Origin of the sequence: Allofournierella sp., from assembly GCF_048388525.1 — a bacterium.
Classification (GTDB): Bacteria; Bacillota; Clostridia; order Oscillospirales; family Ruminococcaceae; genus BQOK01.
In genome coordinates this window covers 16,117-29,163 of sequence record NZ_DBGCTQ010000054.1, presented here as the reverse complement: position 1 = coordinate 29,163, position 13,047 = coordinate 16,117, and the positions used below count along the sequence as shown (strand labels likewise).

Genomic DNA, 13,047 nt, shown 5'->3' with positions numbered 1-13,047 from the left:
ATATGGAATCAAAGCGCAAACGGAAATTTTTATTCCCCGTGCTTGCTGCGATCGCAGCATTTCTGGCGGCGGGGTGGTATTACCTTTATAATGTGCAGAATTCCCTTTGGAACAAGGCGGTCACGGATATTTTGGAGGTCACGGTCCAGGGCCGCCACGCGCTGGACACTTATGTGGAAAAGGATCAGGAGAACCTCCAGTTCATCACCTCCGGGCTGGAAAAGGTGGCCTCGACCGAAGGCGCCGCCGTTTTGGAGCAGCTTGGGGCAGCCGCCGGCGCCGACGCGCTGTATGTGTGCGCGGATCTGCAGGAGCGCCTCGCCTATACGAACCGGTCCGATCAGGCGTACAGGCTGGAGGAGGCACAGGCGGAAGTTTTTGAGCGGCTGGAAGGCGGGCGGGGAATTCGCGAACCGTTCATCGATGATTATACCGGCGTGTGGACCATCGGGATCTACCAGCGCTTTACCTTTTCGGACGGGGTGCCCGGGTATGTGCAGAAAACACGGCCTCTCAAAGAGATCGCCCAGCGCTTTTCTCTCAGCTTTTACGGCGACACGGGCTTCTCTTACGTGGTGAACCAGCAGGGCGATATCATGATCCGCTCCCTTCACCCCAACAGCAACCGCACCTTCCAAAATCTGTTCGACATCATTGATCTTCAGGGCAACGATGCGCAGCAGATCACGGACTTTCGCGGCGCGTTGGAGAACGGCCGGCGCGGCGTGGCGCGTTTTCGCTACCAGCAGGAAGACTATGTGTTTTGCTATGTTCCCATGGAAACTGTGGAGGGCTGGTATGTGGTATCCATCGTGCCGGACCGGGTCATTATGGAGCAGGCCAACACGATCATGCAGAACTCACAGATCTTCTTCCTCATTGTGGTGATCAGCATTTTTATCTTGGCCGCTTTCCTTGTGGTGTCGCGCGATTCCGCCCGCCAGGTGCTCAAGGCCGAGGAAAAGGCCCGCAAAGCCGCCGAGAGCGCCAATTTGGCCAAGAGCCAGTTCTTGTCCAACATGTCGCACGATATCCGCACCCCGATGAACGCCATCGTGGGCATGGCAAGGCTGGCCTCGGACCATGCGGCCGAGCCGGAAAAGGTGAGGGAGTATCTCAAAAACATTTCCATGTCGGGGCAGCTGTTGGTCGGGCTGATCAACGACATTCTGGATCTGTCGAAGATCGAGAGCGGAAAAATGACCCTCAACAACGACACGGCTTCCCTGGAGCGGCTCCTGACAGAGCTGGTAAATATCATTCAGCCCTTGGTGCGCAAGCGGAATCAGACCTTTGATATCCGCCTGCATGAAATCCGGCACGAGATCCTGTGCTTTGATTCCCTGCGCCTTAACCAGGTGCTGCTGAACCTGCTTTCCAACGCCACCAAATTCACACCCGAGGAGGGCAAGATCAGCGTCGATGTGACCGAGACCGCGTCGCAGAAGCCCGGCTGCGCACATTTTATCTTCCGCGTGGCCGACAGCGGCATTGGGATGAAGCCGGAATTTGTGGCAAATCTGTTCGAGTCGTTCACCCGCGAAAAAGACAGCCGGGTGGATAAGATCGAGGGCAGCGGCCTGGGGATGGCGATCACCAAAATGATCGTGGATATGATGGGCGGCGCGATCCAGGTGGAAAGTGAGCCGGGCAGGGGCACGGTCTTCACGGTGGAGCTGGATCTGCAGCTGGCCTGCGACGAGTCTGAGCAGCAGCCGCTGCCCGCCCTGCGGCTGCTGGTGGCGGACGACGACCCTGCCACCTGCCGCTTGGCCGAAGGCTTTTTGCGTGAGCTGGGCGTGCGGGCAGATGTGCTTCAAAGCGGCCATGCGGCTGTGGAGAAAGCCCTCGAAGCCCACCGGCAGGGCAGGGACTACGATCTCATTCTGCTGGACTGGAAGATGCCCGGCGTAAACGGCGTACAGACAGTGCGCGCAATCCGAAAGGAAACAGGGCATGAGGTACCGGTCATTATTTTTTCCGCGTACGATTGGGCGCCCATTGAGCAGGAGGCCACCGAGGCTGGGGTCACGGGCTTCATCCAGAAGCCGTTTTTCAAGTCCACGCTGTATCGCTGCATCCTTCAATATGTCCTGCACAAGGATCTGCCCCTTCACGCCAACGCCAACGAGGTAAAGCTGGGGGGCAGGCGTATCCTGATGGCCGAGGACAACGAGCTCAACCAGGAGATCACCCGCGAGCTGCTGGAGGGCGCCGGCGCCCGGGTCGAGATCGTGGACAACGGCAAAAAATGTGTGGAGCGGTTCGCGCAGTCGGCGCCGGGCGAGTTTGATCTTATCTTGATGGACGTACAAATGCCCGTCATGAACGGCTACGAGGCGGCCCGCCAGATCCGCGCCATGGCCCGCACCGACGCCGCTGCCATTCCCATCTTTGCGATCACGGCCGACGCCTTTGCCGAGGATGTGGAGGCCGCCAGGCGGGCCGGTATGAACAGCCACCTGGCAAAGCCGCTGGATATTCCGCTCATGATGGAGGAGATACAAAAATATCTGCGCGCCTGAACTTGCAAAGCGGGCAAAAGCGCCCTTTCCGGGGGGCGCTTTTGCTTTTTCGGCGCTTTGTGCTATAATGGAAAATAAATAATTTGTGGCGAAAGGTGGCAAGACTAAAGATGGAGCGGCGCGATAAGGTGAATTATTATCTTGACCTGGCCGAGAGCGTGTCCCAGCGGGGCACCTGCCTCCGGCGGCATTACGGCGCGGTGATCGTAAAAAACGATGAGGTCATCTCCACCGGCTATGTGGGCGCGCCCCGGGGCCGCAAAAACTGCACCGACATGAATATGTGCCTGCGCGAAAAGCTCGGGATCCCCCGGGGCGAGCGGTATGAGCTGTGCCGCAGCGTCCACGCCGAGGCCAACGCCATCATCAGCGCCCCGCGGGACAAAATGTTGGGAAGCTCCCTGTACCTGGTGGGCATCGACATGGCCACCGGCGACTATGTAAAAAACGCGAACAGCTGCTCCATGTGCAAGCGCCTGGTCATCAACGCGGGGATCGAAAAGATCTACATCCGCGACAGCAAGAACGAGTACCGGGTGGTGGAAGTGAACGAATGGGTGGAGAACGACGAATCGCTGGACGGCGTTTTCGGATATTAAATAAAAAGGCGGAGCAGGTATTTTGAAGGACAGCAAATTAAAAACGGTTTATGTGTGTTCCAACTGCGGTGAAACCAGCCCCCGGTGGATGGGGCGCTGCCCCTCCTGCGGCGAGTGGAACACCATGGCGGAGGATGTTGTGGTTCCCGAACCGAAGTCCGCGGCGCGCAAAGCGGCGGGGGCCAGGCCTGCCGGCGTGACCAGCCTGGTGGCGGACCGGCTTTCCGGTATCAGCACCACCGAGGAAAAAAGCCGCATCGTCACCGGCATTTCGGAGCTGGATCGGGTTCTGGGCGGCGGCGTGGTGCTGGGCAGCGTGGTGCTGCTGGGGGGCGAGCCGGGGGCCGGCAAATCAACCCTTCTGCTGCAGCTGTGCGGCGCGATCTCGCTGCGGCACGAGGTGCTGTATATCACCGGCGAGGAATCCACCCGCCAGATCAAGCTGCGGGCCAACCGCCTGAAGGTGGCGCAGGAAAACATCAGCCTTGCCGCCGAGACCGAGATCGACGAGATCTGCGGCCTGATTGAGCAGGCAAAGCCCGAGCTTGTGGTCATCGATTCGATCCAGACCATGCACTGCGCCGACGTATCCAGTTCGGCAGGCAGCGTTTCGCAGGTCAAAGAGTGCACGGCCCGGCTGCTGGCTGTGGCCAAGGCCCTCGAGATCCCCACCTTTATTGTGGGCCATGTAAACAAGGACGGCGCAATCGCGGGCCCCAAGGTCATGGAGCATATTGTGGATACAGTGCTGTATTTCGAGGGGGACAAAACCCTGCCGTACCGGGTGCTGCGGGCCGCAAAGAACCGGTATGGCTCCACCAACGAGATCGGCATGTTCGATATGACCGGCAGCGGCCTGGCCGAGATCGAAAACCCTTCCCAGCTGCTGTTGGAGGGCCGGCCCCTTGGGACCAGCGGCAACTGCGTGGCCTGCACCATGGAGGGCACGCGGCCTATTTTAAGCGAGGTGCAGGCCCTGGTAACCAAGAGCAGCTTCAACGTGCCACGCCGCACCGCCAGCGGGTTCGATTTCAACCGTGCGAACCTGCTTGTGGCCGTGCTGGAAAAGCGCGCGGGCTATTTTTTCGGAAGCCTGGACGTCTACCTGAACATCGTGGGCGGCCTGCAGCTGGACGAAACGGCCTGTGATCTCTCGGTTTGCCTTGCCATGGTTTCGTCGCTGCTGGATCAGCCGATAGGGGATAAGACCGTCGCCATCGGCGAGGTCGGGCTTGGGGGCGAAGTGCGCAGCGTCACCTTTCTGGAAACGCGCCTGCGGGAAGCCCAGCGCATTGGTTTTAATAAGGCGATCGTTCCAAAGCACAATCTGAAACAGCTGAACGTAAAAGAATTTTACGGCCTGGAGCTGGTGGGCGTAAGTTATCTGCGCGAAGCCATCAACGCGATCAAATAATAAAAAACGGGCGGTTTTTGGCGCGCATACTGCAGCGCCTGAAAGGCCGCCCGTTTTTTTGCCCGCAGGACCAAAACGGAGATCGTGCCCGCGGCTTGGCCAGAGACTGCCCGGCCGGCATTGCTAAACCGGGCTTGTTGACAAACAGCCTCAGGGGAGGTATACTTTAAAAAAACAAATCTAATTTCGCTAAATAAAAATTTAGCGAAATACAGGGGAGGGCAAACTGGCATTTTCGATGAAACGCCAGTTCCGGAGCGTTTGGTAAAAAGCGCTTTGGTCTCAAAGCCGGCGGGCAGCTCCGCGCCGCCCGCCGCAACATTATTTTAACTTTTCAGGAGCGCAGGATTGTATGAGTACTTATTTGAATCCGCTGAAACCAAACCAGCACACCCCCTACGAGGATATCCCCAAGGACCTGCGCGATTTTTTAAATTATATGGGCGCGATCCTGAACCGGTCCCCGCGCACGGTGAACGGTTATTACATTGACCTGCGCACCTTTTTCCGTTTTCTCGTTCGGGCCCGCGGCCTTTCCCAAAGCGCTGCTTTTGACGAAATTGACATCCGCGGCGTGGACACCGCCTTCATCGGCCAAATCACACAGGCCGAGATCTACGAATATCTGTATTATCTGAAAAACGAGCGTGAAAACGAGCCGGCGGCCCGTGCACGCAAGCTCAGTGCTGTGAAAAGCTTTTTTAAGTTCATGACGGTAAAGTCAAACCGCCTTTTGCAGGACCCTGCAAAGGATATTTCGGTTCCATCCTTAAAAAAGACGCTGCCCAAATACCTGTCGCTGGAAGAAAGCATTGAATTGTTAAAAAATATACAAAGCGATTTTTACGAGCGTGACTTTTGCATCGTTACCCTTTTTCTGAACTGCGGCATGCGCCTGGTGGAACTGGTGGGCATCGAGCTGAAGGATTTCCAGAACGATACGATCCGCATTGTGGGCAAGGGCAACAAAGAGCGCCTTGTCTACCTGAACGGCGCCTGCACCGACGCACTGCACCATTACTGCGCCGCCCGGGCCGCCCTGCCCAATTTACAGGACAAACAAGCCCTGTTTGTCTCAAAGCGCACCGGCAAACGGCTGGGCACGCGGCGCGTGGAGCAGATCATCGAGCGCTGCCTGCAGGCTGCCGGGCTTTCCGGCAAGGGCTATTCGCCCCACAAGCTGCGGCACACCGCCGCCACCCTGATGTACCGCCACGGCAACGTGGATATGCTGGAATTAAAAGAGATCCTGGGCCACGAGCATGTGTCCACCACCGAGATCTATACCCACATCAACACGGAAAAGCTGCGTCAGGCGGCCAGCTCCACTCCCCTTTCCCGCATGAAGTTTCAGCCCCAGAGCGACCTGCCCGCCGAACCGGAGGCCGGCCAGCCTCCCGATTCAAAAGATGCCGGCGAACCAGAGTGAAAGCGCCACAGAGCTGGCGCACGGGACCATGGCTGCAAAACACAGCGCCAGGTAGCGATGCACCAGGCGCTTGGAGCTTTGGCGCAGCGCCGGGGGGAACTGCCCGGTGCAGCCCTGGGCCAGCCCGAGCGACACGCGTAAGGCAAATGCACTTAACAGTATTACAATAAGGCTGCCCAACACCTCGGGCAGCCAAAATATCAACGCCTGCAAAAACAGGCCTTTTACAGTGCCCACCTGGGTATAGAGCAGGGCGAAAAAACAACCGGTTCCCGCGCCCTTGACCACTAAAAACAAAGGGATGAGGCCGCAGCCGAGCACACAAAAACCCAGCATAAGCACCAGGGTGAGCTGTACAAACAGCGATAAAAAGCTTGTGCTGAAAATAAGCGGCTGGTTGCCTGTTTTGTGCAGATTCAGGTTGAACTGGGTAAAATACGCTGCATAGGCCAGCAATTTTTCGCTCAAAAAGCTCACACATACCGCTCCCGCGGCAAGGCCTGCCAGGTACAGCGCGCCCATGCCGCAGGCGAGCCGGTTGGCCCGCCTGCGGTGCACGGCGCCTGCTTTTACGGCATGGGAAGGCAGGGGTGCAGGCGCCGGCTTGGGTTTGGGCGGCCGCGGTGGGGGTGCGGGGGGCTGCGGCCTTTGGGGCGGCGCCGGCCGCGGTGCAGGAGCTGCCGATTCCAGTGCCGGGCTGTGATACGTCCACATAAGCTTGTACCTCTTTTGTTTTTTGGTAACAATTTATGCGCGCGGCGCTCCGGGTATGACAAGCGGCAGGGATCAAAGGGCAAAAAGCCCTGTTCCCTGCCGCTGTTTTTATTTTGCGTGGTGCGTGCGCAGCTGCTTTTCTGCGGCCAAAATACCAAGATAACCGCCAAAGCAGCCTGCCAGCAGATAGCACACCAGCTTGATGGAGGCCAACGTGGTAAATTCGAACTGGCCGTTTAAAAGCGCTGCCGCCAGGTAGATCACAAAGAAAAACGCGCCGGCGCAAAGGCCGCAGAACAGACCGTTCTTTTTGATCTTTTTGGCCAGCACATGGGCGCTTACAAAACACCCCACGCACACGGCCGCGGTTGCGAGGGGCACGGCCCACCAGGCCGGGATCTGGGTCTTTGTGAACAGCCAACTGAAAATAAGCAACAGTATAAAGGTTGCGGCAAGGCCGCACACCAGAGCTGCCGCCACCGGTGCAAACTGTTTTGCGGCTTGGGCGGATTGTGCCGGCCGGGGGCCGGGCCGATTGTTCTTTGGCATAAAAAAACACCTCCATGCACACCACATCGTATGCAGGAAGGTGTTCTTTTAAAACATTTATTTCTTTTCGGGGGTGGCGGCGGGGTCCATGTTCAGCTTTTCCACGGCCTGAATGGCGGCGCGGCGGAACCGGATCTTGGTGCGGTCGCTGCCGGTCTCCATCACAAAGGTGTCTTCCTTGATGGCGATCACCCGCCCGATGATGCCGCCGATGGTGGTCACCTCATCGCCGATCTCCAGCGAGTTGCGCATCTCGGCCTCTTTTTTCTGCTGCTTTTTCTGGGGGCGATACAAAAACAGGTACATCACCACCACCATCACGCCCAGCATGATGAACATGCTGGCCATCCCGGCAGTTCCGTCCGCGGCAGTGGTCAAAAACGCAAAATTCATAGTTTTTTAAAACTCCTCTCGAAATGGGTTCCAATGCTATCATTATAGCCCATAAACCGGCTTTATGCAATAGAAAACGGGCATTTTAGATGCGCGTGTCCAGCAGGGTCACATATTGATCGTGGAAGGCCTCAAAGCTTCCCTCGTCCAGCGCGGCGCGGATGCGCTCCATCAGGCGGTTGTAAAAATAGAGGTTGTGCATCACCGCCAGGTGCATGCCCAGCAGCTCGTCGGCCTTGAACAGATGGCGCAGATACGCTCGGCTGAAATTGCGGCACACCGGGCAGTCGCACTGCGGGTCGATGGGGCTCTCGTCCCGCTCGTATTTCAGGTTTTTGATGTTGATCACGCCGCCCCAGGTGTTCAAATGGCCGTGGCGCGCGTTGCGGCTGGGCATCACACAGTCGAACAGGTCCACCCCCCGCCGCACGCCCTCCAGAATGTTGCCCGGTGTGCCCACCCCCATCAGGTAGCGGATCTTATCTTTGGGCATAAAGGGCTCCACGGCGGTGATGATGCGGTACATCTCTGCGGCCGGCTCACCCACCGCCAGCCCGCCGATGGCATAGCCGTCCAGCTCCATCTCCGCGATGCGCTTCATGTGCTCCACCCGCAGGTCCGCAAAGGTGCAGCCCTGGTTGATGCCGAACAGCAGCTGGTGCGGGTTCACGGCCTTGCCCTCGGCCTTCAGCCGGCCAAGCTCGCCCTTGCAGCGGGCAAGCCAGCGGGTGGTGCGCTCGCAGCTGGCCTTGGAGTAGTCGTGCTGCGCCGGGTTCTCCACGCACTCGTCAAAGGCCATGGCGATGGTGGAGCCCAGGTTTGCCTGGATGCGCATGCTCTCCTCGGGCCCCATAAAAATTTCATGTCCGTCCAGGTGGGAGTGAAAGGTCACCCCCTCCTCGGTGATCTGGCGCAGCTTTGCCAGGCTGAACACCTGAAACCCGCCGCTGTCGGTCAAAATGGGCCCGTCCCACCGGGTAAAGTGGTGCAGGCCGCCCAGCCCGGCCACCAGGCCGTCGCCCGGCCGCAGGTGCAGATGGTAGGTGTTGCACAGCATCACTTGGCAGCGGATGTCCTTCAGATCGAGCGCGGAAAGGCCGCCCTTGATGGCGGCGGCGGTGGCCACGTTCATAAACGCGGGGGTCTGCACGGTGCCATGAACGGTGCAGAACTCCCCCCGGCGGGCGGTGTGCTCGTTTTTAAGCAGGCGATAAGGCATATAGATCGGGTCCTTTCTTTTTTGCGCAGGGCACGCTCCGCTGCGGCGCAGGGCCGGCAGAGCCAAAAAGTGAGCGGCGATGGGTGACCCCACCGCCGCTCAATATGATTATAGAAAATCCGGGCAAAAAAGTCAACGAAAAATTGGCCTTGCCGGCAGCGCTCTCCGTGGCGCCGCGGGGCCTATTTTACCGGGCGCATTCGGGCGTAATGGTACCAAGCCCGATGATATATTCACGCCAGAACTCCTTCCAGACGATATCGCTTGGGACCGTGGATTTCTCCAGAGGAGATTTTTCTCCGCAGTCACTGGGCGAAAAGATCACCCTGTAGGTTTCGCCGTCTGCCAGTTTCTTCGGGTCGAGCCCCGCGCTGATGAAGGGCAGATAATCGGTAATGCCCGCGTCGTTGGCGACCACCAGGCCCGTTTCCAAAAGTTGTTTGATCTCGGCGCCGGTCATGTCCTGGGTGCAGATCGGATCGTTGTACCGGGGACCGATGGGGACATCAATGTTCGTGGTGTCCAGCTCGCCCTGATAGTATTTGCCGTTGGCCGCCGCAGCCAGGCGAATGCCCGGGGTATACCGCTGTACCGTACACAGTGCAATGTCCCCTATTCCCGTGGCATAGAGGGCGTTGACCACCAGCCTGGCGGTCTGCTCCTCGGTCAGATCCTCGCTCACCACAGCCAGTGCATTACCGGTATCCTGCTCTTGGATGGTGTTCTGGCGAATGGAATCCATCAGCTCAAACACCCCATCCAGGTCGCCGCCGGCAGTGATGGCCTCCCGCAGGTATTCTCCCGTAACGGCCAGCACATCCTCGTACCCGGGGTACAAAAATGGCGCCGCATGTCCCCGGTTCATGGTCTCGTTCAGGGGAATGAACTCCTCCGGCAGCCGGGCGGCCGTGCCGGCAAGGGGCAGAATGTCCGCTTCGCTCGATCGGAACATTTCCTGGCCCTCCTCGGTGGAGAAAAGCTCCAACAGTTTCAGGGCGCTTTCCAGTTTCTTCTCGTTGCCCGGCTCGCCCAGGCGCTTGTTAAGACCTATTTTAATGCCGTAGTTGGTGGCGCAGAACTCACTGTCACTTCCCAGGCCCTGTAGGGGAAAGGTCCCAAACTCGTCCGCGGACTCCTTGATCTTTCCCAGAAAAAAGGACTGCCCGCCCACCAGATACGTCATGGCGCACTCTCGGTTGATCAGCATTTTGATGCCCTGCTGATCGCTCATATCCACCTGCGCCGCATCGAACACCCCCGCGTTCGCCCAATCCTTCACAAGCTCAATGCCGGTGCCGAAGCCCTGCCTGGAGGATGCCTGGCCCTGGGCGAACTCCTGAGCCCAGGTAACGCCGTCCGCTGTCATCAAAAAATCGCAGTGTGACAACTCGCTCATCAGGGTAAAGTAAGTGCCGGAATACAGCCCGGGCAGCGTCATGGGCAGTATGTCGGTCTCGGCACGGATGGTTTTTACCAAGGAGATAAATTCCTCGTGATTGGTGGGGACCTCCCAACCCTTTTCTGCGAACAATGTTTTGTTATAGGCGATGCCCCGCGGGGTCGAGGGACCCTCCAGCAGGTAGATTCCGCCATCCACCGAAAGGTTGGACAGAACGCTGGCTTTATAGTTCTGCACAAAGCCGTAGCCGGACAGGTCCAGCAAGGTCTCCTTCTGGATGCTGCCCTCGGGGGCGTAGGTGGCAAGAATGATGTCGGGCAGATCGTTCTGCTTAAATCGCTCCTGGATATGCACAGATACGCCGGCTCCAAAATAGGGCTGCACATCAAAGGTGACGCCGGGGGTTTCCGCAGTCAGCTTGTTTATCAGCGGCTCAATGCTTTGGCTTGGGGTCAGAATGCTGAGGGAATGATCCTTCGCCGTGCTGCCGCACCCGGAAAAGGTGCTCGCCAGCACCACGGCGGTCAGCGCTGTGGCCATTGCGCGGGATAAGGCGGATATTTTTTTCATCCTACTCTCCTTTTTTTCGGTCAGGGTGGTATTTATAGAGAACGGCCTTGAGCCGGTCGAGATCCAGGGGCTTTACAAGGTGATCGTTCATGCCGGCCGCCCGGGTCTTCTCCACATCCTCGGCAAAAGCATCCGCCGTCATCGCCACAATGGGCACGTTGGCGTCGCCGCGGGGCATGCTGCGGATGGCGCAGGCGGCGGCCAGGCCGTCCATCACAGGCATGCGCAGATCCATGAATATGAGATGGTACTGCCCCTCGGGGGAGGCGGCAAACCGATCCACGGCCTGCTGCCCGTCGGCGGCCGTATCCACGGTCACACCAAACTCACCCAGGATGTCCGATGCGATCAGCAAGTTGAGCTCGTTGTCCTCCGCCAGCAGCACCCGCATGCCGGATGCCTGGTCCGTCAGCTCCCCCACCTCCTCAGGCACCTGGATCGGCGGCGCGATGGTAAGGGGCAGGGTCACGGAAAAGCAGCTCCCTTTTCCAGGGGCACTCTCCACCTGAATGTCTCCCTGGAGCTTTTCCACCAGGATTTTTACAATGGACAGCCCCAATCCTGTGCCTTTATACTGCGTGCGGCTGCCGCTGTTTTCCTGGCTGAAGGGTTCAAACATACGGGTCACAAATTCCGCGGACATACCAATCCCGGTATCGCGCACCTCAAAGGTATACAGCGCAAGCCCATCCCGGGGCTCCTTTTGGGCGGCGCGCAGGTCGATGACGCCCTTTTCAGGGGTAAACTTTACCGCATTGCCCAGCAGGTTGGTCAAAATTTGATTGAGCAGCAGTTCGTCGCTCTCCACACAGCAGTCTTTCAGACCGCTGGTCTCTACCCGGACCGCAATGTTTTTTTCTCGGGCCAAAGCCTCGATGTTGGTAATACACCCGCGCAGCAGTGCCGGAATGTCCAGGGGCGCTGCGTGGACCTCCACCTTGCCCTGTTCGATCCGGGACATATCCAGAACATCGTTGATCAGCAGCATTAGTTGATGGGAACTTTGGTTGATCTTGCTCAGATAACCCCCCGGGTCGTCGTAGTCCCGCATGGCAAGATGGCACATCCCCATAATGCCGTTGAGGGGTGTGCGGATGTCGTGGGACATATTGGAAAGAAAATTGCTCTTGGATTGGCTGGCCTGTTCCGCCGCCTGCAGGGCTGCCCGCTGTGCTTGCAGCGTTCTGTGTGCATTCAGGCGCATGAATAAGATCAGCACAACAGACAGCGCAAAGGCGATCCCCGCCATCTGCAGGATCAGCTTCTGCACCAGTTCCATGGTGCCGCCGCTTACATTTTCCTCTGGTACAAATAGGATCATCGTCCAACGCTGCGCCACAGGGGCGCTGGAGACGAAATACCGCATCCCCTGAAAGACGACCTCACCCGTAAAAAAGCCCTGGGTCTGTACTGCCTTTTCAAACGCCTCGTGGCTGGTATCATATAAAAATTCGGCGTTTCTCAGCGCGGTTACAACATTATAGGACGGCAGGATCTCCACGCTGGAGGTTTGATGATACAGCCGCGTGCCGTCTGTCTTTGTGATGTAGGTGGCGTTGCCTATGCCAAAGGAGGAAACTTCCAGTTCGGGAAGCAGAATATGCATATCAATTGTAAGGGTGACATGTGTCAGCTCCACTCCATCGGCAAGCATTATGGGGTGCGGCAGCCGCTGAAGGAAGAGCATCTGCTCGGTGGCAGCGATACTGGATTCACGGATTGCGATCTGGTGGTCAGGAAGATCCGCTGGCAGCATTTTTGGCAGCGGCCAGCGCGTGACGGTACCGTCCCAGTTATAGCTGTTGCTGTTGGAATCAATGCAGCCGAAAGTCCAGGGGGAGTGACCATCGCTGTTTTGGCTCATATCCACAAGGCTCTCCATCAGCTGCTGGGAGCTGCACGCTGGAAACCGCTGTATGGTATAGACCAGCTGATGCAGCTTTTCCCATTCGCTCCGAATGGAAAGGTTGACCAATTCCGAACTCTTTTTTGCATTCTGTTCCATGCTATACAGCCGCTGGGTGTATAACTGTTCATCCAATGAGGCGGCAAAAAGCGCACATAGCACCAGCACCAATGCAACCGCGATCAGCATCAACGGAAGAATGTAATTGCGCTTGTGAAGGGCCGCTTTTTTCATCTTGTCGCTCACCGGCATCCCCCCTCTAAACTTGATCCCGAAGCGCTTCACCCCGGATAAAGCAAAATGCCGCCACACTCCGTTGGGGGAAATGGC

At 58.0% G+C, this 13,047-nt stretch carries 10 protein-coding genes; 4 read left to right on the top strand and 6 right to left on the bottom strand.

Going from position 1 to position 13,047, the window contains the following annotated elements; all coding sequences use genetic code 11:
- Positions 1–2: 2 nt before the first annotated feature.
- From ACMLHZ_RS07085 to ACMLHZ_RS07070, 4 genes are all read left to right on the top strand, one after another.
- Positions 3–2,525, top strand: a complete 2,523-nt coding sequence (locus ACMLHZ_RS07085; protein WP_418667069.1) for a response regulator — start codon at positions 3–5, stop codon at positions 2,523–2,525.
- 110 nt (positions 2,526–2,635) lie between these two features.
- Positions 2,636–3,124 carry a deoxycytidylate deaminase gene (locus tag ACMLHZ_RS07080; protein ID WP_418667068.1) on the top strand — a complete coding sequence of 163 codons (489 nt, stop codon included), beginning with the start codon at positions 2,636–2,638 and terminating at the stop codon, positions 3,122–3,124.
- Positions 3,125–3,146: 22 nt separating this feature from the next.
- Positions 3,147–4,538 carry a DNA repair protein RadA gene (gene radA / locus ACMLHZ_RS07075; RefSeq protein WP_418667067.1) on the top strand — a complete coding sequence of 464 codons (1,392 nt, stop codon included), beginning with the start codon at positions 3,147–3,149 and terminating at the stop codon, positions 4,536–4,538.
- Positions 4,539–4,890: 352 nt separating this feature from the next.
- Positions 4,891–5,967 (top strand): tyrosine recombinase XerC, encoded by a 1,077-nt coding sequence (locus tag ACMLHZ_RS07070; RefSeq protein ID WP_418667066.1) that lies wholly within the window; start codon positions 4,891–4,893, stop codon positions 5,965–5,967.
- Here ACMLHZ_RS07070 and ACMLHZ_RS07065 read toward each other — a convergent pair.
- The 6 genes from ACMLHZ_RS07065 to ACMLHZ_RS07040 form a co-directional block, all read right to left on the bottom strand.
- On the bottom strand, positions 5,941–6,525 hold the full coding sequence (locus ACMLHZ_RS07065) for a hypothetical protein (protein ID WP_418667065.1): 585 nt from the start codon (positions 6,523–6,525) through the stop codon (positions 5,941–5,943). The two genes, ACMLHZ_RS07070 and ACMLHZ_RS07065, sit on opposite strands and share 27 nt — an antisense overlap.
- 264 nt (positions 6,526–6,789) lie before the next feature.
- Entirely contained in the window at positions 6,790–7,230 is a 441-nt protein-coding gene (locus tag ACMLHZ_RS07060) for a TIGR04086 family membrane protein (protein WP_177563830.1), read from the bottom strand.
- 57 nt (positions 7,231–7,287) lie between these two features.
- Positions 7,288–7,623 (bottom strand): preprotein translocase subunit YajC, encoded by a 336-nt coding sequence (gene yajC / locus ACMLHZ_RS07055; protein WP_418667064.1) that lies wholly within the window; start codon positions 7,621–7,623, stop codon positions 7,288–7,290.
- A gap of 85 nt (positions 7,624–7,708) precedes the next feature.
- A complete protein-coding gene (tgt, locus tag ACMLHZ_RS07050; RefSeq protein WP_418667063.1) occupies positions 7,709–8,842 on the bottom strand; it encodes a tRNA guanosine(34) transglycosylase Tgt in 1,134 nt (377 codons plus the stop codon).
- Positions 8,843–9,029: 187 nt separating this feature from the next.
- Entirely contained in the window at positions 9,030–10,811 is a 1,782-nt protein-coding gene (locus tag ACMLHZ_RS07045; RefSeq protein ID WP_418667062.1) for an extracellular solute-binding protein, read from the bottom strand.
- Between the two features lies 1 nt (position 10,812).
- Positions 10,813–12,963: a hybrid sensor histidine kinase/response regulator gene (locus ACMLHZ_RS07040; RefSeq protein ID WP_418667061.1), complete on the bottom strand. Its 2,151-nt coding sequence runs from the start codon at positions 12,961–12,963 to the stop codon at positions 10,813–10,815.
- Between the last annotated feature and the right edge of the window lie 84 nt (positions 12,964–13,047).

Coding starts and splice junctions, on each gene's coding strand:
- ACMLHZ_RS07080 (WP_418667068.1), top strand. CDS start 2,636: ATGGAGCGGCGCGATAAGGTGAATTATTATCTTGACCTGGCCGAGAGC.
- tgt (WP_418667063.1), bottom strand. CDS start 8,842: ATGCCTTATCGCCTGCTTAAAAACGAGCACACCGCCCGCCGGGGGGAG.
- ACMLHZ_RS07060 (WP_177563830.1), bottom strand. CDS start 7,230: ATGCCAAAGAACAATCGGCCCGGCCCCCGGCCGGCACAATCCGCCCAA.
- ACMLHZ_RS07085 (WP_418667069.1), top strand. CDS start 3: ATGGAATCAAAGCGCAAACGGAAATTTTTATTCCCCGTGCTTGCTGCG.
- ACMLHZ_RS07070 (WP_418667066.1), top strand. CDS start 4,891: ATGAGTACTTATTTGAATCCGCTGAAACCAAACCAGCACACCCCCTAC.
- ACMLHZ_RS07045 (WP_418667062.1), bottom strand. CDS start 10,811: ATGAAAAAAATATCCGCCTTATCCCGCGCAATGGCCACAGCGCTGACC.
- yajC (WP_418667064.1), bottom strand. CDS start 7,623: ATGAATTTTGCGTTTTTGACCACTGCCGCGGACGGAACTGCCGGGATG.